The 22,109-nt window shown below is 67.9% G+C and carries 19 protein-coding genes and 1 pseudogene; 13 read left to right on the top strand and 7 right to left on the bottom strand.

Annotated features, from left to right (window positions below):
* Positions 1-408 (top strand): winged helix-turn-helix domain-containing protein (locus AC1DKD_RS32850; protein ID WP_477144191.1); only part of this gene is annotated, 408 nt, incomplete at its 5' end.
* A gap of 21 nt (positions 409-429) precedes the next feature.
* Here AC1DKD_RS32850 and AC1DKD_RS32845 read toward each other — a convergent pair.
* The gene (locus AC1DKD_RS32845; protein ID WP_441636401.1) at positions 430-2,250 is read right to left on the bottom strand and encodes a phosphodiesterase; all 1,821 of its coding nucleotides are present in this window, start codon (positions 2,248-2,250) and stop codon (positions 430-432) included.
* 269 nt (positions 2,251-2,519) lie between these two features.
* On the opposite strand from AC1DKD_RS32845, the gene AC1DKD_RS32840 reads away from it, so the two are divergent.
* From AC1DKD_RS32840 to AC1DKD_RS32825, 4 genes are read left to right on the top strand one after another with little or no spacing between them, the layout of a single operon-like run.
* Entirely contained in the window at positions 2,520-4,124 is a 1,605-nt protein-coding gene (locus AC1DKD_RS32840; RefSeq protein ID WP_441636403.1) for a methyl-accepting chemotaxis protein, read from the top strand.
* 37 nt (positions 4,125-4,161) lie between these two features.
* Positions 4,162-4,299, top strand: a complete 138-nt coding sequence (locus AC1DKD_RS32835) for a hypothetical protein (protein WP_441636405.1) — start codon at positions 4,162-4,164, stop codon at positions 4,297-4,299.
* The gene (locus AC1DKD_RS32830; RefSeq protein WP_441636407.1) at positions 4,296-5,849 is read left to right on the top strand and encodes a class I adenylate-forming enzyme family protein; all 1,554 of its coding nucleotides are present in this window, start codon (positions 4,296-4,298) and stop codon (positions 5,847-5,849) included. The genes AC1DKD_RS32835 and AC1DKD_RS32830 overlap by 4 nt, the downstream gene beginning before the upstream one ends.
* Positions 5,850-5,880: 31 nt before the next feature.
* On the top strand, positions 5,881-6,699 hold the full coding sequence (locus AC1DKD_RS32825) for an IclR family transcriptional regulator (RefSeq protein WP_441636409.1): 819 nt from the start codon (positions 5,881-5,883) through the stop codon (positions 6,697-6,699).
* A gap of 57 nt (positions 6,700-6,756) precedes the next feature.
* On the opposite strand, the gene AC1DKD_RS32820 is transcribed toward AC1DKD_RS32825, so the two are convergent.
* The 4 genes from AC1DKD_RS32820 to AC1DKD_RS32805 form a co-directional block, all read right to left on the bottom strand.
* Complete coding sequence (locus tag AC1DKD_RS32820) at positions 6,757-7,830, bottom strand: Ldh family oxidoreductase (protein WP_441636411.1); 1,074 nt, start codon at positions 7,828-7,830, stop codon at positions 6,757-6,759.
* Between the two features lie 42 nt (positions 7,831-7,872).
* Positions 7,873-8,865, bottom strand: coding sequence for a Bug family tripartite tricarboxylate transporter substrate binding protein (locus AC1DKD_RS32815; protein WP_477144190.1), 993 nt, complete (start codon positions 8,863-8,865; stop codon positions 7,873-7,875).
* A 64-nt stretch (positions 8,866-8,929) separates the two neighbouring features.
* Entirely contained in the window at positions 8,930-10,306 is a 1,377-nt protein-coding gene (locus AC1DKD_RS32810) for an FAD-binding oxidoreductase (RefSeq protein WP_477144189.1), read from the bottom strand.
* Positions 10,300-11,802, bottom strand: a complete 1,503-nt coding sequence (locus AC1DKD_RS32805; RefSeq protein ID WP_477144188.1) for a thiamine pyrophosphate-binding protein — start codon at positions 11,800-11,802, stop codon at positions 10,300-10,302. Before AC1DKD_RS32805 ends, AC1DKD_RS32810 begins: the two co-directional genes overlap by 7 nt.
* 314 nt (positions 11,803-12,116) lie before the next feature.
* Between AC1DKD_RS32805 and AC1DKD_RS32800 the strand changes: the two genes are divergently transcribed.
* The 8 genes and pseudogenes from AC1DKD_RS32800 to AC1DKD_RS32765 all read left to right on the top strand — a co-directional run bounded on the left by AC1DKD_RS32800 (position 12,117) and on the right by AC1DKD_RS32765 (position 19,495).
* Positions 12,117-13,151: a Bug family tripartite tricarboxylate transporter substrate binding protein gene (locus AC1DKD_RS32800; RefSeq protein ID WP_477144187.1), complete on the top strand. Its 1,035-nt coding sequence runs from the start codon at positions 12,117-12,119 to the stop codon at positions 13,149-13,151.
* Between the two features lie 109 nt (positions 13,152-13,260).
* Positions 13,261-14,355 (top strand): malate/lactate/ureidoglycolate dehydrogenase, encoded by a 1,095-nt coding sequence (locus tag AC1DKD_RS32795; protein WP_477144186.1) that lies wholly within the window; start codon positions 13,261-13,263, stop codon positions 14,353-14,355.
* Positions 14,356-14,402: 47 nt separating this feature from the next.
* Positions 14,403-14,777 (top strand): 5-carboxymethyl-2-hydroxymuconate Delta-isomerase, encoded by a 375-nt coding sequence (locus AC1DKD_RS32790; protein ID WP_441636083.1) that lies wholly within the window; start codon positions 14,403-14,405, stop codon positions 14,775-14,777.
* A 134-nt stretch (positions 14,778-14,911) separates the two neighbouring features.
* Positions 14,912-16,450, top strand: coding sequence for a UxaA family hydrolase (locus tag AC1DKD_RS32785; protein ID WP_441636081.1), 1,539 nt, complete (start codon positions 14,912-14,914; stop codon positions 16,448-16,450).
* Positions 16,451-16,507: 57 nt separating this feature from the next.
* The gene (gene garL, locus AC1DKD_RS32780) at positions 16,508-17,299 is read left to right on the top strand and encodes a 2-dehydro-3-deoxyglucarate aldolase (protein ID WP_441636079.1); all 792 of its coding nucleotides are present in this window, start codon (positions 16,508-16,510) and stop codon (positions 17,297-17,299) included.
* A gap of 47 nt (positions 17,300-17,346) precedes the next feature.
* Positions 17,347-18,273, top strand: a pseudogene (locus tag AC1DKD_RS32775) (2-hydroxy-3-oxopropionate reductase); the annotation flags it as partial.
* Between the two features lie 19 nt (positions 18,274-18,292).
* Positions 18,293-19,228 carry a LysR family transcriptional regulator gene (locus tag AC1DKD_RS32770; protein ID WP_035861286.1) on the top strand — a complete coding sequence of 312 codons (936 nt, stop codon included), beginning with the start codon at positions 18,293-18,295 and terminating at the stop codon, positions 19,226-19,228.
* Positions 19,229-19,252: 24 nt separating this feature from the next.
* Complete coding sequence (locus AC1DKD_RS32765; protein ID WP_441636077.1) at positions 19,253-19,495, top strand: hypothetical protein; 243 nt, start codon at positions 19,253-19,255, stop codon at positions 19,493-19,495.
* A gap of 119 nt (positions 19,496-19,614) precedes the next feature.
* Here the strand turns inward: AC1DKD_RS32765 and AC1DKD_RS32760 are convergent, their stop codons facing one another.
* Positions 19,615-21,000: an FAD-binding oxidoreductase gene (locus AC1DKD_RS32760; protein ID WP_477144185.1), complete on the bottom strand. Its 1,386-nt coding sequence runs from the start codon at positions 20,998-21,000 to the stop codon at positions 19,615-19,617.
* A gap of 558 nt (positions 21,001-21,558) precedes the next feature.
* The coding region (locus tag AC1DKD_RS32755) for a LysR substrate-binding domain-containing protein (RefSeq protein WP_477144184.1) at positions 21,559-22,109 on the bottom strand (551 nt) is incomplete at its 5' end.

The raw sequence follows: 22,109 nt of genomic DNA, 5'->3' as shown, positions 1-22,109 counted from the left end.
CGGGAACTGGTGGCCCGGCTGTATGCGCTGCAGCGCCGCACTGCCTCGCGCGGGCAATCGCTTGACCGTGTCGTCAAGGTCGGCCCTTACGCACTGGATTGCCTCTCGCACCAGGCCGTATTCCAGGGCCGGCGGCTGCCGATGACGCCCAAGGAGTTCGATCTCGCCTCGCTGCTGTTTTCCAATGTAGGACGCGTCCTATCGCACACGCATATCGAGCTGGCGATATGGGGCTACCCGCTGCCGCCGTCGTCGCGCGCGCTGGCGAGCCTGGTTTCGCGCCTGCGCCGCACGCTGCGGCTCTGTCCCCGCAACGGCCTGGTCCTCACCGTGATCTATGCCCAGGGCTATCGCCTCGATCAAACCGGTCCGGGCCTGGCCGCGCCGAGCCCTCAAGGGTTCGGCTGACCGCTGCCGCGGCGGCGCCCGTCAGGTCCCCGGCCGGCTGCTTGGCATCAGGTCGCGCAGGTCGATCACGGCAAAACCGCTGGCGGCCTTCTTGGCTTCGCGCTTGGCCATAGCCGCGGCCGCGCCGATATGGCTGCTGCCCAGGCGGGGCAGCCCGGCAATACCTTCCAGCACCCGTGGCCCGACCCGCACCGCGCCAGCAGCCATCGACACGGCGGGGAAGAACACGGCCTGCCCGCCGCGATCTTCGCCATGGATGCCGCCTGCCGCGCGGTCGGCGTCGTCGTACATCTCGCGTGACGCACGATTGAAACGCGCAATCGCCGAGCACGTGCGTTCCGCCCAGTCGGGGCTCTGGTACAGCACCAGGAAATCGTCTCCTCCCACATGGCCCAGGAAATCTCGCGTGGGATCGCAAGTTTGCGTGAGGATGGCGGCCGCTCCCTTCAGCATTTCGTCGCCCTTCCAGTAGCCGTACTGGTCGTTGTAGGGCTTGAAATGGTTGAGGTCCACATAACAGGCATGGAACTCCGCGCCCGCTTCGATCAGGCGATCGATATGGCGGTTCAGGGGCATGTTGCCCGGCAGGAAGGTCAGCGGGTTGGCGTAGCGCGCCGCCTTCATGCGGATCTCGGTCACCGCGCGGATCAGGTCGGCGCCGGTGCCAAGGCCGGCGTAGCGCCCCCGCTCGGTGATGATGAAGCCGTCGGCCAGCGGACGCTGGTCCTCGCCCGACAGCGCCTGCGCCATTTCCTCGATGCTCGCGCTCAAGTCGAAACAGAGCGGCGCGCGATTGGCCATGCCGATGCAGGCTTTCCTGCCATACAGCTCCCGATGGAACGGCACCGCGAAGCGGTCGATGAAGTAGTGCCGGTTGACGATGGCCAGCGGTGTGTCGTCCTCGCTCACCACCGCCACCGCATGCAGTCCCGCATGCGCATGAAACAGCGCCAGCAGTTCATTGTTGCTGGTGGCCGGGCTCACGGCGGGAGCGGACCGCAGCAGCTTGCCCGCCGACACCCCGGGATGCGCCGAACGCACGGCCTGCGGAAACACGGCGATCTGCCTGGACACCAGCGCCTGGCGGGCCTGCTGCCCGACTTCCCGCAGCGGCTGCGGCTCCGGCCGTCCGAGGTAATAACCCTGGCCGAAGGGCACGCCCAGGTCGCGCAGCACCGCCAGTTCGTCGGCGTCCTCGATGCCTTCGGCGATTACCGCGCCCCCCATTGCCTTCACCAGGGCCAGCAGCGTGCGCACGACCTCGAGCCGGCGCGAGCAGGTGCCGATACCGCGCACCAGCGACTTGTCCAGCTTGGTGAAGTGCGGTGCGAGAAGAATCAGCCGGTCGAGATTGGCGTGGCCGGTGCCGAAATCGTCCAGCGCGCATTGCATGCCCAAYGCATGCAGCACAGCCATGGCCTGGCCAAAGCGCTCGGCGTCCTCGATGGGCGTCTGCTCGGTGACCTCGATCACCACCCGTTCCGGCGCGATGCTGTCCGCTATCAGGGTCCGCATCGCGCGGCCGTCTTCGGCCAGCAGGTAGCGCAGCGCCATGGTGCTGAAGTTGAGGAACAGCTTGCCGCGCAAGCCGCGCGCCAGGCAGCTGGCTAGTCCGGTGCGCGCCGCCTGCAATTCGATCTGGACGGTTTCGGCCTCGTTGCGGGCGAGACGGAACAAAGCGTCCGGCATGGCCAGCGGCGAGTTGGACGGGCCGCGAACCAATGCCTCATAGCCCAGGATCTCGCCAGTGCTGAAGGCGACGATAGGCTGGAAGACGGCGTGCAGCGGCGGCAAACGCAGCCGCGGCACGGGCGCGCCGGCCAGGGGAGAGGCAAATTGCATGGACGGAGTGAACGTGACGTGGGGAAAGCGCGGCGCCAGGCGCGAAAAGCCGGTGAGCCAAAGTGACTCGCCCTCTATTTCATGTCAGGAATGTGTCGCCCGGATGACAAAATCGATTACCCCCTCGCGCGGCCGGGATGTCATGGATGCGTCACAGATGCCGGCCAGCATGCGGGGAAAATCCAATTCATGCCGTCGCCCGCCGCAAGCGCGGGATGGCGGTACCCCAGGGTCAGCAAGTGGGCCGCCTGGTCCATCGGAGTCTCAACGTGTCGCAAACCATCAAACTCAGTTTTCCACGCCGCACGGGCTGGCGCATCCCGTCCTGGCTGGGCCGGCTTCCGCTTGCCGCGCGCATGTGCGCCGCGTTCGCGCTGGTCTATGTGTTTGGTGCCGTGGTCGGGCTGACGGGCATCTTCAGTCTGGTTTCGGTCAAGCAGATGACAGATACGCTTTACCAGCGGGATATGCAGGGCGCCATCGCCGCGGAACGCGCGCAATCGGCGCTGGCCCGGCTTGGCCGTGCCCAGCTGGCGCTGACCATGGCCACCAGCGGCAGCGAGCGCGATGGCGCGGTGGCCGATATCGATAGCGCTCTCGGTGGCCTCGACCAGGCCCTGTCGATCGTTCGCAACGCGGCGCCCGCGCAGGCTCAGGCGTTGCAGCAGGAGCGCGACAGTGCCGCGGCAATGCTGCGGGATTACGTCGCCCTGCTGCGCAAGCAGCCGCTCGATGCGTTGCAGTTCGACAGTTCGGTCTCGGTCGATGGTCATTTCCTGGGCGAACAGCTGCAAAAGCTGGCCGAGCTGGTCGAAGTCACCCGCAAGCAGCAGGAGCGGCAGGCCGCCGATACGGTCGCCACGGTGGCCGCCAGCCAGTTGCGGGCCCAGGCCGTGATGGCGGCCATGCTGGTGGCGAGCCTGGCGGCGGCGGCCGCGCTGGCCTGGTTTGCTTCGCGCCTGCTGCTCTCGGAGCTGGGCGGCGAACCGGCCGACGCGGCCAAGGTGGCGAGCCGCATCGCCTCGGGGGATTTGCAGCAGCCGGTGCGCGTGCGGGCGGGCGACGAGCACAGCCTGATGTGCCTGCTGGCACGCATGCGCGACCAGTTGGCCGGCGTACTGGAAGGCATCCAACTTTCCGGCGCCGAAATCGCCGCGGCCAGCGAAGGCATTGCCCATGGCAACCAGGATCTGTCCCGCCGCACCGCACTGCAGGTTGCGGCGCTGGCCGCCGCCGCCGACAGCGTGGCGCGCCTTACCGCGCTGGTCGGGCAGGCCCACGCACAGGCCACCGAATCCAGCGCGATGGCGCTCCGGGCACGCGAAGCCACCGACCGTGGCATGGCGGTGGTCGGCCAGATGAGCGGCGCCATGGAGGCGGTGAACCAGCACTCGCGCAGCATCACGGAAATGGTCGAGGTGATCGAGAGCATCGCCTTCCAGACCAATATCCTGGCGCTCAATGCTGCCGTGGAAGCCGCGCGCGCGGGCGAGGCCGGGCGCGGCTTCGCGGTCGTGGCCCAGGAAGTGCGCGGGCTGGCGCAGCGCAGCGCAACCTCCGCGCGCGAAATTCGCGCCACCATTGGCCACGCGGGCGAGGAGATCGCCCGCGGGGCGCGCCTGAGCGGGCAAGTGGTCAGCGCAATGGGCGGCATCGAGCAGGCGGTGGCTCAAAGCCATGCGCTGGCCGAGCGGCTGTGCGGCGTGGCGGACGAACAGGCACGCGGCATCCGCTCGGTCGGAGAGGCCGTGGCCCAGCTCGACCAGACCACCCGGCAGAACGCCGAACTCGTGGAAGCCGTCACGGCGCAGGCCGCCAGCCTGGATCAACAAGCGGCCGGGCTGGCGGCCGGGGTGGCTCGCTTCCGGTTCTGAGGGTGGCTATCAGGCGGCGGTCAGCGTAGCAGGTGTCATGGCAATCGAACTGCAGTTCTGCAATGCAGAACTGCAGTTCCACCCTGCAGTTGACGCGCAAGGCGATCGGTGGGAATATCCGGCGATCGAACAATCCGGCGGCCCACGCCGGAAGCCTTACACGGAGACTGTATGAGTCGCACTCCCATGCCCGGCGCGCACGCGCCGGCTGCCGCCCCCTCCTCCTCGTTTACCCGCCTGCACCAGACCTTTGGCCCCTGGGTCCAGAGCCATCCCGAGCGCGTGGCGCTGATGGATGCCGAGCGGTCGCTGCGCTACGGCGAACTGGACGGCGCCATTGCCGAGACTGCCCGCGCCCTTGCGGCCCAGGGCGTGCGCGGCGGCGATCGCGTGGTGCTGGTGACGGAGAACAGCGTGGGCTGCGCGGTGCTGATCCTGGCGCTGAGCGCACTCGATGCATGGGCCGTGCCGGTCAACGCCCGCCTGTCCGCCCGCGAGATCGACAACATCGTCGAGCATTGCGGGGCGCGCATCGCGCTGTACCTCGACAGCGCCCATCCCGAAGCGCGCGAGCACGGCCTGGCACGCGGCGCACAGCCGGCCGAATGGCCGCACGTGGGCCGCCTGCTGCTGGGCGCGACCGACCAGGCCGCCGTGGCCGAGCCGGTGGAAGCGGCGGCGCGCGACCAGGTCGCGGCGCTGATCTACACCACGGGCACCACCGGCGCCGCCAAGGCCGTGATGCTGACGCATGCCAACCTGATGTTCATTGGGCGCTCCAACCGGCTGCAGGCGCGCGTGCAGCCGGGTGACCGGGTCTACGGCGTGCTGCCGATCTCGCATGTCTATGGGCTGTCGGTGCTGCTGGTCGGCCCGCTCTCGAACGGCGCCACCGTCTATTACGAGCCGCGCTTCCGCCCGGAAAAACTCGCGCACGCGCTGGTCACGGAGCAACTCACCGTGCTGCACGGCGTGCCCGCCATGTACGCCAAGCTGATCGAATGGAGCCGCGCCCAGGCCACGCCGCTGCAGGCGCCCGCGCTGCGCATGGCGCAATCCGGCGGCGCGCCGCTGACGGCCTCGCTCAAGGCCGCCTTCGAAGCCAGCTTCGGAATCATCCTGCACAACGGCTACGGCATGACCGAAACCTCGCCCACGGTCTGCCAGACCCGGGTGGAAGCCCCGCGCACGGACTGCTCGGTGGGCCCGGTCGTGCCTGACGTAGAGATCCGCCTGGGCGAGCCGCTGCCCGACGGCAGCGGCGAACTGCAGGTGCGCGGCCCCAATGTGATGAAGGGCTATTACCGCCGCCCCGACCTGACGGCGCAGGTGATCGATGCCGACGGCTGGCTGCATACCGGCGACCTGGCCCGCATCGACGCGGACGGCGCGGTGTCCATCGTGGGCCGCTCCAAGGAAATCATCATCCATTCCGGCTTTAACGTGTACCCCGAGGAAGTCGAGCAATCGATCAACGCCTACCCGGCCGTGCTGCAGTCCGCGGTGGTCGGGCGCGCGGTGGAAGGCAATGAGGAGGTCATCGCCTTTATCGAAGTGCGCGACGGCATGGAAGTGGACCAGGCCGCTCTGCGCGCTTTCCTGCGCGAGCGTCTGTCGCCCTACAAGATGCCAGCCGAGGTCAGGGTCGTGGCCCACTTGCCGGCCGCGCCGTCGGGCAAGATCCTCAAGGCCAGGCTGCGCGAGCTGCTGGCCAGCGCGGGCTGAAGCACAACCCTGACGCCGCCGAGGCCACCGCATGTCCGAACCGCAGAGCGAACCGCAGACCGACGAGGCGCACCAGCACAAGGAAGACCGGCATTTCGTGACCGCGCTGGCGCGCGGCCTGGACGTGCTGGCCTGCTTCCGCAGCTTCGAGACGCGCCTGGGCAATGCCGAGCTGGCGCAACGCTGCGGCCTGCCCAAGTCGACCGTGTCGCGCCTTACGCATACGCTGACCGAGCTTGGCTACCTGCGGCCGGACCCGGAGCAGCTCAAGTACCAGCTCGGCAGTTCGGCGCTGGCGCTGGCGCCTGCGGCGCAGCGCGGCGTCGACGTGCTCGCCGTGGTGCGGCCGTATATGCAGGAGCTGGCCGACCTGTCACAGGGCGTGACTTCACTGATCGTGCGCGACCGCGCGCAGATGCTGATCTACGAGAATTGCCAGTCCGAGTCATACCTGACGTTGCGGGTAGCGGTCGGCACGCGGATTTCCGGCCTGACCTCGGCTGCCGGGCGCGCCTATCTGGAGGCCCTGCCCGCTGGCGAACAACGCCAGGCCCTCGCTGCCTTCCGGCACCAGGACGGGATGGATGCCGCCAGTGCCGAGGCCATCGTCGCGCGCAGCCGCGCGGACGTACTGCGCCTGGGTTGCACCACATCCTTCGGCGAATGGCTGCCAGACATCAACTCGATCGCCGCCGCCTTCCGCCCCGGCCCGGCGCTGCCGCCGATGACGCTGTCCTGCAGCGGCCCGACGGCCATCCTGCCAGCCACGCAATTGCTCGAGAAGGTGCGCCCGCGACTGGTCGAGCGCATTCGCGAGATCGAATCGGTGCTGCGCGCACAGGACCGCTAAGCCACGGCCCCGGCGTTGCCTTGGCTGTCCTCCATCCCAGGCAGCCGCCCGCCCGCATCAAGCCAACGGCGCGGGTGCCGCCATGCCGTATTTTTCCAGCCACGGCGCCAGCTGCGGCAGGATGACGGGGTTGAGCGCCACGCCATCGCGCAACTGGCGCGCCTTGCGCTCCAGCGCGCCCTGCCCTGGCAACCGTACGCGCTTCACACCGGGCCGCGGCGGGTTGCCGGTACAGGCGCGCGCCACCCAGCCCATCTGGGTGGCGAAGGCCTCCTCGCCGGCAAAGGCTGCCGGATCCAGGATCTGCAGGAACACGGTATTGCCCCAGCGCTTGCCTGGATCGTCGCGGCCATGGCCCGTCAACCCGGCGGTCAGCGCTTCCACCATCAGCGACAGCGCAAAGCCCTTGTGGCCGGCATCGAGTCCGCCCAGGGGCAGGATCGAACCCGAGTGCGGCGGGAACAGCACCGCCGGATCGTCGCTGGCATTGCCGTGTTCGTCGATCAGCCACTGGTGCGGCAGCCGCTTGCCTTCCTTGTACAAGCGGCCGGTCAGGCCATTGGTGGTGATGGAAGTGGAGACATCGATCAGCACCGGGCCCTCCGGCGTGGGAAATCCCACCGCCAGCGGGCTGGGGGAAAACACCGGGCGCATACCGCCAAAGGGCGCCACGGTGGCCGCGCCGGGCGCCGAGGAAAACAGCAGCATGACGAAGCCGGCCTTGGTTGCCCGTTCCAGGTAAGCCGCCAGGCAGGCGATATGGTGGGAGCGGCGGATCGTGACCGTACCGGTGCCGTAGTCGCGTGCCCGGGCCATCGCGGTTTCCATGGCGCGCAGCGTCAGCCACGGCCCTGGCAGGCGCTTGCCGTCCCAGGTGGCCACGGCGGCGCGATTGGCCAGCACCTCGTAGTCTTCCCTGACCGCCATGCTGCCGCTTTCGATCTCGGCCAGGTAGGTAGGCAGCAATTGCAGGCCATGCGTATCGTGGCCCATCAGGTCGCCTTCGACCAGGATGTCCGCCACGTCGGCGGCTCGCTCGGCGGGCATGCCCGCGCGCTCGAACATGGCCTGCGCCATGCTGCGCAGCGCAGCGGCATCATGGCGCGCAATGGCTGTGGATTGGCTTTGCATAGTGGCTCCGTCAGGTCGGGCGTGCCGGGCACGCCTCTGGTTTTACTCGTTGACCGATACGCCGGCGGCCTTGACCACCTTTTCCCAGCGCACCTTCTCGGCCAGGGYGAAGGACTGGAATTCGGTGCTGGGCCTGGGATCGGGCTCGGCGCCGGCATTGACCAGCTGCTCGCGGAACTCGGGCCGGCGCATGGCTGCCATCACGGCGTCGCTGACCTTCGCCACGATCTCGCGCGGCGTGCCGGCCGGGGCGAACAGGCCGAACCAGGAGCCGGTGACAAAGCCCGGCAGGCCGGCCTCTTCCATGGTAGGCACGTCAGGCAGCGCGGCCATGCGTCTGGCGCCGGTGACCGCAAGCGCCTTGAGCTTGCCGGACTTGACGAACGGCAGCGAGGTCGGCGCGTTATCGAACATGATCTGCACCTGGCCGCCCATCAGGTCCGTCACCGCCAGCGCGCTGCCCTTGTATGGCACGTGCACCATCGCGGTTCCTGTCATCACCTTGTACAGCTCGCCCGAAAGGTGGATCGAGCTGCCCGCGCCCGACGAGGCAAAGGTGGCGCGTCCGTTCTCGCTCTTCACGAACTGCGTAAGCTCCTTGACGTTGCGGGCCGGCACCGAGGGATTGACCACCAGGATGTTCGGCACCGAAGCGACCATCGCCACGGCCGTGAAATCCTTCGCCGTATCGTAAGGCATCTTGCGATAGAAACTGGCGTTGATGGCGTTGGTACCGACCGTGCCCATCAGCAGCGTGTAGCCGTCCGGCGCGGACTTGGCGACAATGTCGGCGCCGATATTGCCCGAAGCGCCGGGGCGGTTCTCCACCACTACGGGCTGGCCCAGCGCCTTCTGCAGGTCGCGCCCGATCAGGCGGGCCACGATATCGGTATTGCCGCCGGCGGCAAACGGCACCACCACGCGGATCGGCCTGGAGGGATAGGTATCCGCCTGCGCGGGCAACGCCGCGCAGGCGGTGGCCGCAGCCAGTGCCGCCAGCAGCGCGCGGCGCGAAGGCTTGAAGCTTTGATGCATGGTTGTCTCCTTTGTGGTTCTTGTAGTGGCCATGCTGCCGGCCCCAGGATCATGCGAAGTGCGCTCAATGAGACGGATCCGGCAGCAGCCGCCCCGGATTCATCAGCCCGTGCGGGTCCAGGGCGTGCTTGATTTTCTGCATCAGCGCCATTTCCACGGCGGATTTGTAGTGCGCGTTCTTGTCGACCTTGAGCTGGCCGATGCCATGCTCGGCCGAGATCGAGCCGCGCGCGCGGTGCACCGCCTCGTACACCAGCGCGCTGATCGCCGCGCCGTTGGCCCGCACGAACTCCGGCTGCGGCATGCCCTGCGGCGCGCTGACGTTGTAGTGCAGGTTGCCGTCGCCGAGGTGGCCGAAGGCCAGCACGCGCGCGCCCGGATGCGCGGCCACGATGGCGGCGCTGGTGTGGGCGATGAACTCGCCGATGGCCGAGATCGGCACCGAGATATCGTGCTTGAGGTTGTCGCCCTCTTGCGACTGGGCCTCGGGCAGGTGATGCCGGATCCGCCACAGGCCATCGGACTGCGCCAGCGAAGCGGCAATGGCTGCATCGGCCACGATGCCGGCCTCGAAGGCCTCCTCCATCAACTCGCCGAAGGCTTGCGTGGCATGGGCTTCGCTGTGCGGGTCGCTGCTTTCCAGCAGGACGTACCAGGGATGCGCCTGGTCGAACGGCGCGCGGCAGTCCGGGAAATGGCGTGCCACCAGTGCCACGCACACGCCGCTCATCAGTTCGAACGCGGTCAGCGTGGCAGCCAGCCGGCGCTGCGCGAGTTCCAGCAGGCGCAGCGCCGCATGCGGGTTGCTCACCGCGGCCAGCGCGGTCATGCGCGCGGCCGGCCGGGGGAATAGCTTGAGGGTAGCGGCGGTAATCACGCCCAGGGTGCCCTCGGCGCCGATAAAGAGCTGCTTCAGGTCGTAACCGGTGTTGTCTTTACGCAGGCCACGCAGGCCGTCCCAGGTCTCGCCGTCGGGCGTGACCACTTCCAGGCCCAGGCATAACTCGCGCGTATTGCCATAGCGCAGCACCTGCACCCCGCCCGCGTTGCTGGCGAGGTTGCCGCCGATGGTGCAACTGCCCTCCGCGCCCAGCGACAGCGGATACAGGCGCCCCGCCTCCTGCGCCGCCTGCTGGACGGCGGCCAGGATGCAGCCGGCCTCGGCGGTCAGCGTGTTATTGAGCGGATCGATCTCGCGGATGCGGTTCAGCCGCGCCGTGGAGAGCACCAGCGCGCGCCCGCCGCCATCGGGAATGGCGCCGCCCACCATGCCGGTATTGCCGCCTTGCGGCACCAGCGGCACCCGCCGCGCCGCGCACCAGCGCACGATCGCAGCCACATCCCCGGTGGTGTCCGGCTGCGCCACCGCGAGCGCGCGGCCGGTCCAGCTGCGGCGCCAGTCGGTGAGGAACGGGGCTGTGTCCTCGGGCGCGGTCAGCAAGCGCGCTTTTCCTGGTGCATGCGGATGGTGCCGTACATGCCGTTGTTGACCACCACCACGATCAGGTTGACGCCGTACTGCGCGGCGGTGGCCAGTTCCTGCGGATACATCAGGAAACAGCCGTCGCCGGCGAAGCACACCACGGTGCGCCGCGGGTCGCGCAGCTTGGCGGCAACCGCCGCGGGCAGGCCGTAGCCCATGGCGCCGCAAGTCGGCGCCAGCTCGGTGCGCGGCTGGCGGTAGGCGTAGAAGCGATGGAGCCAGACGGTGTAGTTGCCCGCGCCGTTACTCAGCACGGCGTCGTCGGGCAAGACGCGGTCCAGGTGCGCAATCACCGCGCCCATGTCCACGCCCGTGAGCTGCGGGTGCGGCCTGGCCGGCATGGCGAAGGCGGTATGCGCGGCGCGCGCGGCGCTGGTCCATTCGCCCCAGCRCACGGCGGCGGGCGGCGTCAGCGCGGCCAGCATGGCGGCGCCGGGTTCGATGCCCGCATGGATGGCCAGCTCGGGCTGGTACACGCGGCCAAGCTCGGCGCTGTCGGCATGCAGGTGGATCAGGCGCTGGCGCGGGCGCGGCACTTCCAGCAAGGTGTAGCCATCGGTGGCGATGTCGCCCAGCCGCGTGCCGAAGGCCAGGATCAGGTCGGCGTCGCGCACGCGCTCCGCCAGCGCGGGATTGACGCCAAGGCTGAGGTGGCCGACGTAGTGCGGGTCGCGGTTGTCGAACACATCCTGGCGGCGGAAGGCGCATGCCACCGGCAGGTTCCAGCGCTGCACGAAGGCGGTGAAATCGGCCGCCGCGCGCGCGCTCCAGTTGGCGCCGCCGGCGATCACCAGCGGACGCTGCGCGCCGGCCAGCGCCACGGCCAGCGCTGCCGCGTCGGCCGCGTGCGGCGCGGCCTCCACCGGGCAATAACATCCTGTATCGGCCACTTCGCACAGGCCATCCAGCACGTCCTCCGGCAGCGAGATCACCACGGGACCGGGCCGGCCGGAGGTAGCGCACTGGAAGGCGCGGGCTACCAGTTCGGGGATGCGGGCCGGATCCTCGATCTCCACCACCCATTTGGCGATGGAGCCGAACATGGCGCCATAGTCCACCTCCTGGAAAGCCTCGCGCCCCTTGTGGCCGCGTGCGATCTGGCCGACGAAGAGCAGCATCGGCGTGGAATCCTGGGCGGCGATATGCACCCCGATGCTGGCGTGGGTGGCGCCCGGCCCGCGGGTGACGAAGCAGATGCCGGGGCGCCCGGTGAGCTTGCCGTCGGCCTCGGCCATATTGGCCGCCGCGCCCTCGTGCTTGCACACGATCAGGTCGATGGCGGGCTGGTCATGCAAGGCGTCCAGCACGTCGAGGAAGCTCTCGCCCGGCACGCAGAAGATGCGCTCRGCGCCATGGATGCGCAGGGCGTCCACCAGCACGTGGCCACCGGAACGGGCCAGCCTGGCGGGCGATGACGGGGAAAGCGCGGTGGCTGCAACGGATTGGCTGGTCATGATGATACGGAATGGTGCGGTGCAATCGGACAGATGCCGGGCGCTGCCTTGGCACGAGCGCATCGGAAAGCGTCCGGCGAATCCGGAAAAGCCGGGACTGCATGGATTGTTATGCCGCGAGTGCCTTGTGCGCCTGGCATACGCCGCATTTCTGCTATGCGTAAAACGCAAGGCTGCGCTTGCCGGGCGCGTGTAGATTGTTGCCAGGCGATCTCGCCCTGCCCCCGCGTCCCTTGCCCATGCATGGCGGTGCGGCGAGGCAGCGGAAAGGAAGATGGCTTCGACAAAAACGATCAGGAGACCCAGATATGCCCATGCGCCCGCAACCCGGCCAGTCACTCCAGCCTTCCCGCCGCTTCGCCAGGCTTTGGACCTGCGCACTGGCCGCACTTACCGCGCTGGGCACCCTGGCCAGCGTCCTGCCGGCGTATGCGCAGGACGCGTGGCCGACCAGGCCGGTCAACTACGTCGTGCCCTTCGCCGCGGGCGGCACCACTGACGTGCTGGGGCGCCTGATCGGCCAGCGCCTGTCGCAGATGATCGGCCAGCCGGTGGTGGTGGAAAACCGGGCCGGCGCGGGCGGCAATATCGGCTCGGACTACGTGGCCAAGGCGGCGCCTGACGGCTACACCCTGGTGGGCGGCACCATCAGCTCGCACGCGATCAATGTGAGCCTGTACCCGAAGATGCCCTACGACCCGATCAGGAATTTCCAGCCGGTGGCCCTGATCGGCACACTGCCCAACCTGCTGGTGGTCAATGCCAACAGCCCGTGGAAGAACGTGCAGGACGTGATTGCGGCGGCCAGGGCCAAGCCCGGTACGGTCTCCTTCGGCTCGGCGGGTAATGGCACCTCGCAGCACCTCGCCGGCGAATTGTTCGCCAACATGGCAGGCGTCAAGCTGCTCCATGTGCCATTCAAAGGCAGCAGCCCGGCAGTGCAGGCGCTACTGGGCAACCAGGTGGACGTGCTGTTCGAAAACAGCGTGGCCGCCATGCCGATGATCCAGTCCGGCAAATTCCGCGCCCTGGCCACCACCGCCGCCAAGCGCGCGCGTGAGTTGCCGGACGTGCCAACGGTGGCCGAGGCCGGCGGGCCGAAACTGCAGGGCTACGAGATTGTTTCCTGGCAAGCCGTGTTCGCCCCCGCCGGCACGCCCGCGCCCATCGTCAACCGCCTTGCCACCGACATAGGCAAGATCATCCAGGAACCCGACATGCGCGCCCGCCTCGCCGCGCTGGGGATCGAGCCGTCCGGCGCGGGCCCGGCCGAACTGGGCGCTTTCCAGAAGAGCGAAGTGGCCAAATGGGCGCAACTGATCAAGACCGCGAATATCCGGCCGGAATGACGCCAGCGCATGGCTCGCGTGCCTTGCCGGGTACCCAAGCGGGGCCCGGCGGCTTATGATGGCCAATTGATTTTGCCTGTGACCCCTTCCCTCTTCCCCCCCGAAGCCCATGAGTGAACACCGCATTCCGACCGCCGCCCTCCACCAGTGGGTAGTCGATCTCTGGCTCGCCGCCGGTTCCGACGCGCGCGAGGCCCGCCTCACCGCCGATCACCTGGTCGGCGCCAACCTGTCCGGCCACGATTCCCACGGCGTCGGCATGATCCCCAAGTACGTGCTGTCCTGGCTGGGCGAGCAGCTCCAGCTGAACCAGCACGTGAGCGTGGTGCACGAGGCCGGCGGCATCCTGAGCCTGGACGGCAACCGCGGCATGGGCCAGGCGGTGACCGAGGAGGCCATGGGCCTGGCGATCGAACGCGCGCGCGAGCACGGCGTATGCGTGCTGGGCCTGCGCCGCTCGCACCATCTGGGCCGGGTCGGGCACTGGGCCGAGCAGGCCACCGCGGCCGGCATGATCTCCATCCACTTCGTCAACRTGTTGTCCAAGCCGATCGTGGCCCCGCACGGAGGCTACGAGGCCCGCTATGGCACCAACCCGTTCACCATCGGCGTGCCGGTGGCCGGCGCCGAGCCGCTGGTGATGGACTTCGCCACCAGTGCGATCGCGCTGGGCAAGGTGCGCGTGGCCAACAACAAGGGCGTGCCGGTGCCGCCGGGCTGCCTGCTGGATGCGCAAGGCCAGCCCACCGACGACCCCGCCGTGATGTTCCCGCCCGCAGGCGATCCGCAAGGCGCGCTGCGCGCCTTCGGCGAGCACAAGGGCTATGTGCTGGCGGTCATGTGCGAACTGCTGGGCGCTGCCGTGACGGGCGGCCACACCATCCGCCCGGAGACCCTGACCCACGAGCATGCGGTCTGGAACAATATGCTGGCCATCGTGTTCGACCCGGCGCGCCTGGGCAGCAGCACCACCTTTGGCCATGAGGTGCAGGCCTTCGTCGACTGGCTGCGGTCCTCGCAACTGCAGCCCGGCACCGATGCCATCCTCCTGCCCGGCGAGCCCGAGCGCGCATGGCGCCGCGCCCGCGCGGCGTTCATGCCCGTGGACAGCGGAACGCTCGCCCAGCTCGACGATGCCGCGGCACGCGTGCAGGCCGCGCGAGGGAAATCGCCCGGCCCGCTATCGCGGCTGGCGGTGGACTGATCCGCCCTGTTCCGGGCGATAAACCGACAACCCAAGGCCTAGCCACCATGCCGCACCTAATTATCGAAATCACCGAAAACACGCGCCTGACCTGCTCGCAGGAGGAACTGCTGGACGAAGCCAATGCCGCGTTGCTGGCATCCGGCCAGTTCAACGAACCCGACATCAAGTCGCGCTGCATTACGCTGACTTCCTTCCGCCAGGGCACCGAAGCACGCGAACGCGCCTTCGTGCATGCGCGCCTGCACATCCTGGACGGCCGCGAACTGGCGGTGCGCCAGGCGCTCAGCAAGGCGGTCTGCGACGTCATCGCCGAAGCCGTACGGCCGGGCGACGCCGAAGACAGCGTGCAGGTCAGCGTGGAAGTCGTGGAGATGGAACGCGCCAGCTTTGCCAAGCAGATCGTCAGCGGCGCACGCTGAGGCTGCGCCAGGGCCGCCGCGGCGGCCCGCCGGGAACCGGCAACAACGATGGCCTCGACGCCTGCCGCACCAGCGGCGGGCGGCAACGAAAGGCCACGCCATATCCAATCGCGAAGAAGCCCCCAGGAGATAACGTGTCCGCTACCCAACCCGCCGCCCCGGTGATCCGCCTGCACGCGCAGGACAACGTACTGATCGCGCGTACCGAACTCAGCATCGGCACGCCAGTGCCCGGCGAGGCGTTCAGCATCCGCAGCCAGGTGCCGGCCGGGTACAAGATCGCGGCGCGCGCCATCGCCAGGGGCGAGCCCATCCTCAAGTACAACACCACGATCGGCTTTGCCGGTGCCGACATTGCGCCGGGCGCGCTGGTATCCGGACACAATATCGAGTTCCGCGAGTTCGACCGCGACTACGCCCATGCGCGCGACTTCGTGCCGGTAGCGCTGCTGCCCGAAGCGGAACGAGCCACMTTCGACGGCATCGTGCGCGAGGATGGCCGCGTGGCCACGCGCAACTTTATCGGCGTGGTCGCCACCGTCAACTGCTCGGCCACCGTGGTGCACAAGATCGCCGAATGGTTCACGCCCGAGCGGCTGGCCGACTATCCCAACGTGGACGGCGTGGTGGCCTTCGCCCACAGCACCGGCTGCGGCATGGAGATGAGCGGCGAGCCGATGGCCATGCTGCAGCGGACCCTGGCCGGCTATATGCGCCACCCCAACCTGGCAGCCGTGCTGGTGGTCGGGCTGGGCTGCGAACGCAACCAGATCAATGCGCTGCTGAAGGCCGAAGGACTGGAGCCCGGGCCCCGGCTGCATGCGTTCACCATGCAGGACACCGGCGGCACCCGCAAGACCATCGCCGCCGGCGTGGCCGCGGTGCAGGCACTGCTGCCGGATGCCAACCGGGCCGTACGCCAGCCGGTGCCGGCCAGCCACATCAGCATCGGCCTGCAATGCGGCGGTTCGGACAGCTTTTCGTCGATCACGGCCAACCCGGCGCTGGGCGCGGCCATGGACATCCTGGTGCGCCACGGCGGCACGGCCATCCTGTCGGAAACGCCGGAGATCTATGGCGTCGAGCACACGCTGACGCGCCGCGCGGCCAGCCGCGAGGTGGGCGAGAAGCTGGTCGAGCGCATCCGCTGGTGGAAGGATAGCTACGCCGCCGGCCGCGATGTGCAGATCAATGGCCGCGTCAGCCCCGGCAACCAGGCCGGCGGGCTGGCCAATATCTTCGAGAAATCACTGGGGTCGTCGATGAAGGGCGGCACCGGCCCGCTGATGGGCGTGTATCGCTACGCCGAACCGATCACGCAAAAGGGCTTCGTCTTCATGGACTCGCCCGGTTTCGACCCTGTATCGGCCACCGGGCAGATCGCCAGCGGCGCCAACCTGATCTGCTTCACCACCGGGCGCGGCTCCATGTTCGGCGCCAAGCCGGTGCCATCGCTCAAGCTCGCCACCAACTCGCCGATGTACCAGCGCCTGGAAGAAGACATGGACATCAATTGCGGCGAGATCCTCGACGGTACCGCTACCATCCAGAGCATGGGCGAACACATCTTCGCGCGGATCCTGGCGGCGGCCTCCGGCCAGCGCACCAAGAGCGAGTTGCTCGGCCTGGGCGACCATGAGTTCGCGCCGTGGCAGATCGGCATCACCGGCTGACGCAGCCCCCATCCGCTATCGCGCGCCGCGCCTCAATAAACAGGAACACTAAACGACATGTCAACGCTGCCGAATTCGAACTTGCCCTCCCCGCTGCCCAACCGCTTCCGTGCCGACATCCTCGCGCGCAAGCGCGTGATCGGCTGCTGGTGCTCGCTGGGCAATCCCACTACCACCGAGATCCTCGGCCTGGCCGGCTTCGACTGGCTGCTGCTCGACGGCGAGCACTCGCCCAACGATGTGCTCACCTTTATTCCGCAGCTGATGGCGCTGCAAGGCAGCGTGAGCGCGCCTGTGGTGCGCCCGCCGGTAAACGATCCGGTGGTGATGAAGCGCCTGCTGGACATCGGTTTCTATAATTTCCTGATTCCCTTTGTCGAAAGCGCCGAACAGGCCGGGCGCGCCGTCAGCGCCACCCGCTACCCGCCGGCCGGTGTGCGCGGCGTGTCGATGGTCCAGCGCAGTAACCGCTACGGCACCGTGCCGGAGTACTTCAGCCAGATCAACGACAATATCTGCGTGCTGGTACAGATCGAAAGCCGGAAAGGCGTCGATGCCGCCGATGCCATCTGCGCCGTGGAAGGCGTGGACGGCATCTTTATCGGCCCGTCGGACCTGGCTGCAGCCTGCGGCCATCTCGGCAACCCCAACCATCCCGAGGTGCAGGCGCAGGTGGCGCGCATCTTTGACGCCGCCAATCGAGCGGGCAAGGCGGTCGGCACGCTGACGCCGGTGGAAGCCGATGCGCGCCGCTACCTGGATATGGGCGCGAGCTTCGTGGCGGTGGGCCTGGACCAGAATATCTTCCGCAGCGCCACGCAGGCGCTGCGCGATCGCTTCGCCGGCTAGGCGCGGCATCCGCCCGAAGCCGCGCCGCGCGCGGCCCCAACGTACGACAGACGACAGACGAGGGGACTGACATGAGCAAGATCGGATTTATCGGACTGGGCGTGATGGGCACGCCCATGGCGCAACACCTGCTGGCCGGCGGCAATACGCTCTATGTCCACTCCCGCAGCGGGCCGCCAAAGGCCCTGCTCGATGCCGGCGCCCAGGCCTGCGCCAATGCCACCGAAGTGGCGCGGCAGAGCGATGTGATCTTCCTGATGCTGCCCGACACGCCCGACGTGGAGCGCGTGCTGTTTGGTGAAAACGGCGTGGCGCAAGGCCTCTCCAAAGGCAAGGTCGTGGTCGACATGAGTTCCATTTCTCCGATAGAAACGCGCGTCTTCGCCGGAAGAATCGAAGCGCTCGGCTGCGACTACGTGGACGGCCCCGTCTCCGGCGGCGAAGTCGGCGCCAGGGCCGCCACGCTGTCGATCATGGCCGGCGGCAAGCAGACCGTGTTCGACCGCGTGCTGCCGTTGCTGCAACTGATGGGCAAGAACATCACGCTGGTGGGCGGCGTGGGCGACGGGCAGGTGGCCAAGGTGGCGAACCAGGTGATCGTCGCGCTGACCATCGAGGCCGTGGGCGAGGCCCTGGTGCTGGCCGCCAAGGCAGGCGCCGACCCGGCCCGCGTGCGCGAAGCGCTGATGGGCGGCTTTGCCAGCTCGCGCATCCTGGAAGTGCATGGCGAGCGGATGATCAAGCGCACCTTCGATCCGGGCTTCCGCATCGAACTGCACCAGAAGGACCTCAACCTGGCGCTGTCGACCGCGCACAAGCTGGGCGTGAGCCTGCCGAATACCGCCTCGTGCCAGCAACTGTTCAATGTGTGCGGCGCGCTTGGCGGCGCCAGATGGGACCATTCCGGCCTGGTGCGGGCGCTGGAACACATGTCCGGGCACGCCATCGGCGACAAGCCCGCCGCCAAGGCCTGAACTTGCCCGCACACACCGCATGACCGCGCTCAACTCCGAGGACCTCGCCTGCTTCGTCTGCGTCGCCAACACGCAAAGCATCTCGCGCGCGGCGCTTGAAATGGGCGCGGACCAGTCCACCGTCAGCCGACAGATCGCCCGGCTGGAAGCGGCGCTGGACACCCGCCTGTTCCACCGCAGCGGGCGCGGCGTGGTGCTGACCGAAGCCGGCCAGACCCTGATCGTCTACGCGCGCCAGGTAGCGGCCACGCTGGCGGAAGCGCGCGAAGCCATTCGCGCGTCGTCGGCGCAGGGTCCGGCGCAGTTGGTGATCGCGGCGCAGCCTACCATTGCCAACACTGCGTTCGCCAGCATCGGCACCGCGCTCAAGCAGCGCTTTCCCGCCACCAGGGTTCGCTTTGTCGAAGGGTTGGCGAGCCCGTTGCTGGCCTGGCTGGCGGCGGGCGAGATCGACGTCGCTCTGCTCTATCTGCCCGAGCAGCAAGGCGCGCTGAAGGTCGACATCCTGCTGGAAGAAGACCTGACCCTGGTCACGCCAACCTCGTGGAGCCATCTCGGCCCCACCTTTCCGGTGCGCCGGCTGGGCGAAGTGCCGCTGATCCTGCCCAGCACCGGACACGGCCTGCGCGTACTGGCCGAGTCGCTGGCGGCCAGGGCCGGCACGAGCCTGCAACTGGCGCTGGAATGCGATGCCTCCAATACCGTATCGATGCGGCTGGTGGAAGATGGCTGCGGCGCCACCCTGCTGCCCTTTGCCGCGGTGGCCGACCGCGTGGCGCAAGGTCGGTTGCATTCGGCGCGGCTGGTGGATCCGGTGGTGACGCGGCAGGTGGCGCTTGCCACCGCGCGAAACCGCACGCCGGTGCCTGAGTTGTGGGACATCATGCAGACGGTCAGGCAGTCGGTGCGGAATATCGTGATGTCGGGGGCGTGGCCGGGGGCGCGGTTGATTTGACCGGCATCAAAGCCCGCCAAGGCCATGGGCAATGCCAAACGCGAGGAGACTATCCATGAACGCCGACCAATTCCGTACCATCCAGGCTCCGAGTACCTCGAGCACCCCGAGGCCGCCTCGGTCGCGCTGCGCGATGCGCGCGTGCTCGTGGAAGGCGACCTCGATTTCCGCGGCACGCTTGGCGTGAGCAAGGAAACTGCCGTGGGTTTTCAGGCGATCCGGCTGCGTCTTGAACTGGATACGGACGCTCCGGTCGAGCAGGTCTAGACCCTGCTGCGCCTGACGGAGCGCTACTGCGTCGTCTGCCAGACGCAGGCCCGCGGAACCCCTTTGGCGGTCGGCCATGCTGTCGGCGGCGAGCCGGCGGCAAGGCCAGGTTCCCCCCGCTACGCAGGCTTGATGTTCTGGTTGTGGCGGAACAGGTTGTCGGGATCGTACCTGCGCTTGACGTCGGCCAGCCGCGCGTAGTTCGGCCCGTAGGCCGCGCCAACGCGATCGCCCTCTTCCTGCGTCAGGAAGTTGACGTACACCGAGCCCTGCGCGTACRGCGCCGCCGCCTGGAAGACCTCGCGCGACCAGGCGATGCAGGCATCGTCGTCGGCCGGGTCGGTCCAGCGTCCGTGCACGTTCATGACGAAGTTGGCATCGCGGCTGGGATAGGCCGTGGCATCCACCGCCACCCGGTTGGTCTGGCCGCCCAGCGAGCCGATGAATATCTCTGTGTGCGGGGAAGGCAGCTTGTTGATGTAGTCCGTCAGCAGCGTGATCAGGCCGTCGTCGAGCCCGGCGAAGTTGTGCGATTTCCAGTAATTGCGGGCGCCGGGCGTCAGCAAGGGATCGAACGCCTGCTGCCACGCGGTGAATGGCATGGGCCCTACGTGCTCGCCGTAGGGCGTGCCCAGTTTCCGCAGGGGCTCGGCCAGTCGCGGCCCGTCCGCCACCGGCCCGATATAGCAGATAGCCAGCGCCACGATGGGCTTCCCATGCGCTTCGGGCGGGAGGAACGGCAGGGGCGGCGCCAGCCGCATCACGGCCCAGACGGTCAGTTCGTCCGGCATGCCGGCGAAACGGTCGCGCAGTGCCTGCAAGACCGTAGCTGCCTGTGACAAGGGATAAACGATCAGGCCACCGAACACTTCCGGGCCGACCGGATGYAGCGCGAACTCGAACAGCGTGACCACGCCAAAATTGCCGCCGCCGCCGCGGATGGCCCAGAACAGGTCGGCATGCTCGGAGGCGCTGGCGCGCACCAGCTTGCCGTCGGCGGTGACGACCTGCGCCCCGACGAGGTTGTCGACCGACAAACCGTACTTCCGGCTGATCCAGCCAAAGCCGCCRCCCAGCGTCAGGCCGGCCACACCGGTAGTCGAGTTGATGCCCAGCGGCGTGGCGAGGCCAAAGGCCTGGGCCTCGTGGTCGAAATCGCCAAGCGTCGCGCCAGGCTCGACATAGGCGCGCAGCGCGGTAGGGTCGATTCGCACCGACTTCATGGCAGACAGGTCCAGCGTGATCCCGCCCTCGCATATCGCCAGGCCGCCGATATTATGGCCACCGGCGCGTACCGAGAGCAGCAGGCCGTTGTCTCGCGCGAACGCCACGGTATGCATGACATCGGCTGCGCCCGCGCTTTGGACGATGAGCCCGGGGCGCCGGTCAATCATGGCGTTCCAGATGCTGCGGGCCTCGTCATAGCCCGCATCGCCAGGCTGCAGCGCCTGGCCTCTCAATTTCGACTTCAAGCCTTCGACCAGCTCGCTGGACAGATCAGCCATGATGCACCTCGCGACGGAATCCCCGGCTACGGGTTCGGCCGCGTTACCGGCAAGGTGCCACAAAGCACGGCTTGATCCGTCTCCGGCGTCATGTCTCCAGGGAGGACGGCATGGCGGACTGAAGGGGGAAAAGCGGCTGCCGGCTGGCTTGAGGAAGGCTGGGAGGGGCCGAATCCTTCCTCATTTAAGGTTGATCCCCGGGTAATGTAAAGCAACCGGGACACTGGTCCCGATAGTCGCTTCTCGCTTCGACGATCACACTTGCGCAGGAGAAGCGTATCGCCGCATTCGACGCGCCAGCGAGCGGCAACAAGTACTCGCAACAGCACATCATCGAAGTTGGCGACGTGCCTGGCACAAGCTGCGGCTGTTCGAGTTAGTGCGCAGTGATGGCGGTAAAGATCAGGCAATTGAGGTCGTCGGCCTCAAAGAGGCCGTTATCCGTGGCACCAGCGACCTGACCGACTTGAATGGGCCCGGCTGCGGCTCGCATTGAACGGCTGACATTCCGCATAAATCGGCCGCTCGGGCAGGTAGCGCGACACGCAGCAGCCGCAGCTAAGTCGTGCGCGACCATTTTGTGTGGGTTGTGTGATCTTCGAACGCGGAGACGATGCCGTCAATCATTGCTGTGATGCGCGCGGTATGCCGAAGGTCTTGATGCGTGACGAGCCAGATTTCGTAGACCGCCCCACGTGCGGGTTCCGGCCATACCTGCACGAGGCCGTCGTGTTCAGCCAGATGGATCGGAAGCTCACCGATGCCGAGGCCTGCCTTTACCGCGGTACGCAGCATGAGGCTGGAATTGAAGGTCGATACGATGCGCCCCGCGTGTATCGGTTCGCCAGCAAGCGTCGGTGATCGATTACCGGTCCAGTTTCCCTGATAGCAGACAAGATCGTGGCCCGCGAAGGCGGAGCCAGCAGCGGGCTTGCCGTGGCGCTCGAGATAAGCATTCGATGCAAAGAGCGCCATGGGCCAGCGAGCCAGGCGCCGCGCGACTAGATCGGGATTTTCCGGCCTGACTGACCGGACCGCGATATCCGCTTCACGCTTTGCCAGATTTAGCATGCGCGTCGACGTGTCCAGCAGGATGCGCACTTCGGGAT

This window comes from Cupriavidus sp. 05T313 (genome assembly GCF_056396665.1).
This window is presented reverse-complemented; position numbering and strand designations above follow the sequence as displayed.

Coding starts and splice junctions, on each gene's coding strand:
- AC1DKD_RS32790 (WP_441636083.1), top strand. CDS start 14,403: ATGCCGCACCTAATTATCGAAATCACCGAAAACACGCGCCTGACCTGC.
- AC1DKD_RS32830 (WP_441636407.1), top strand. CDS start 4,296: ATGAGTCGCACTCCCATGCCCGGCGCGCACGCGCCGGCTGCCGCCCCC.
- AC1DKD_RS32765 (WP_441636077.1), top strand. CDS start 19,253: ATGGGCAATGCCAAACGCGAGGAGACTATCCATGAACGCCGACCAATT.
- AC1DKD_RS32820 (WP_441636411.1), bottom strand. CDS start 7,830: ATGCAAAGCCAATCCACAGCCATTGCGCGCCATGATGCCGCTGCGCTG.
- AC1DKD_RS32800 (WP_477144187.1), top strand. CDS start 12,117: ATGCGCCCGCAACCCGGCCAGTCACTCCAGCCTTCCCGCCGCTTCGCC.
- AC1DKD_RS32825 (WP_441636409.1), top strand. CDS start 5,881: ATGTCCGAACCGCAGAGCGAACCGCAGACCGACGAGGCGCACCAGCAC.
- AC1DKD_RS32835 (WP_441636405.1), top strand. CDS start 4,162: ATGGCAATCGAACTGCAGTTCTGCAATGCAGAACTGCAGTTCCACCCT.
- AC1DKD_RS32770 (WP_035861286.1), top strand. CDS start 18,293: ATGACCGCGCTCAACTCCGAGGACCTCGCCTGCTTCGTCTGCGTCGCC.
- garL (WP_441636079.1), top strand. CDS start 16,508: ATGTCAACGCTGCCGAATTCGAACTTGCCCTCCCCGCTGCCCAACCGC.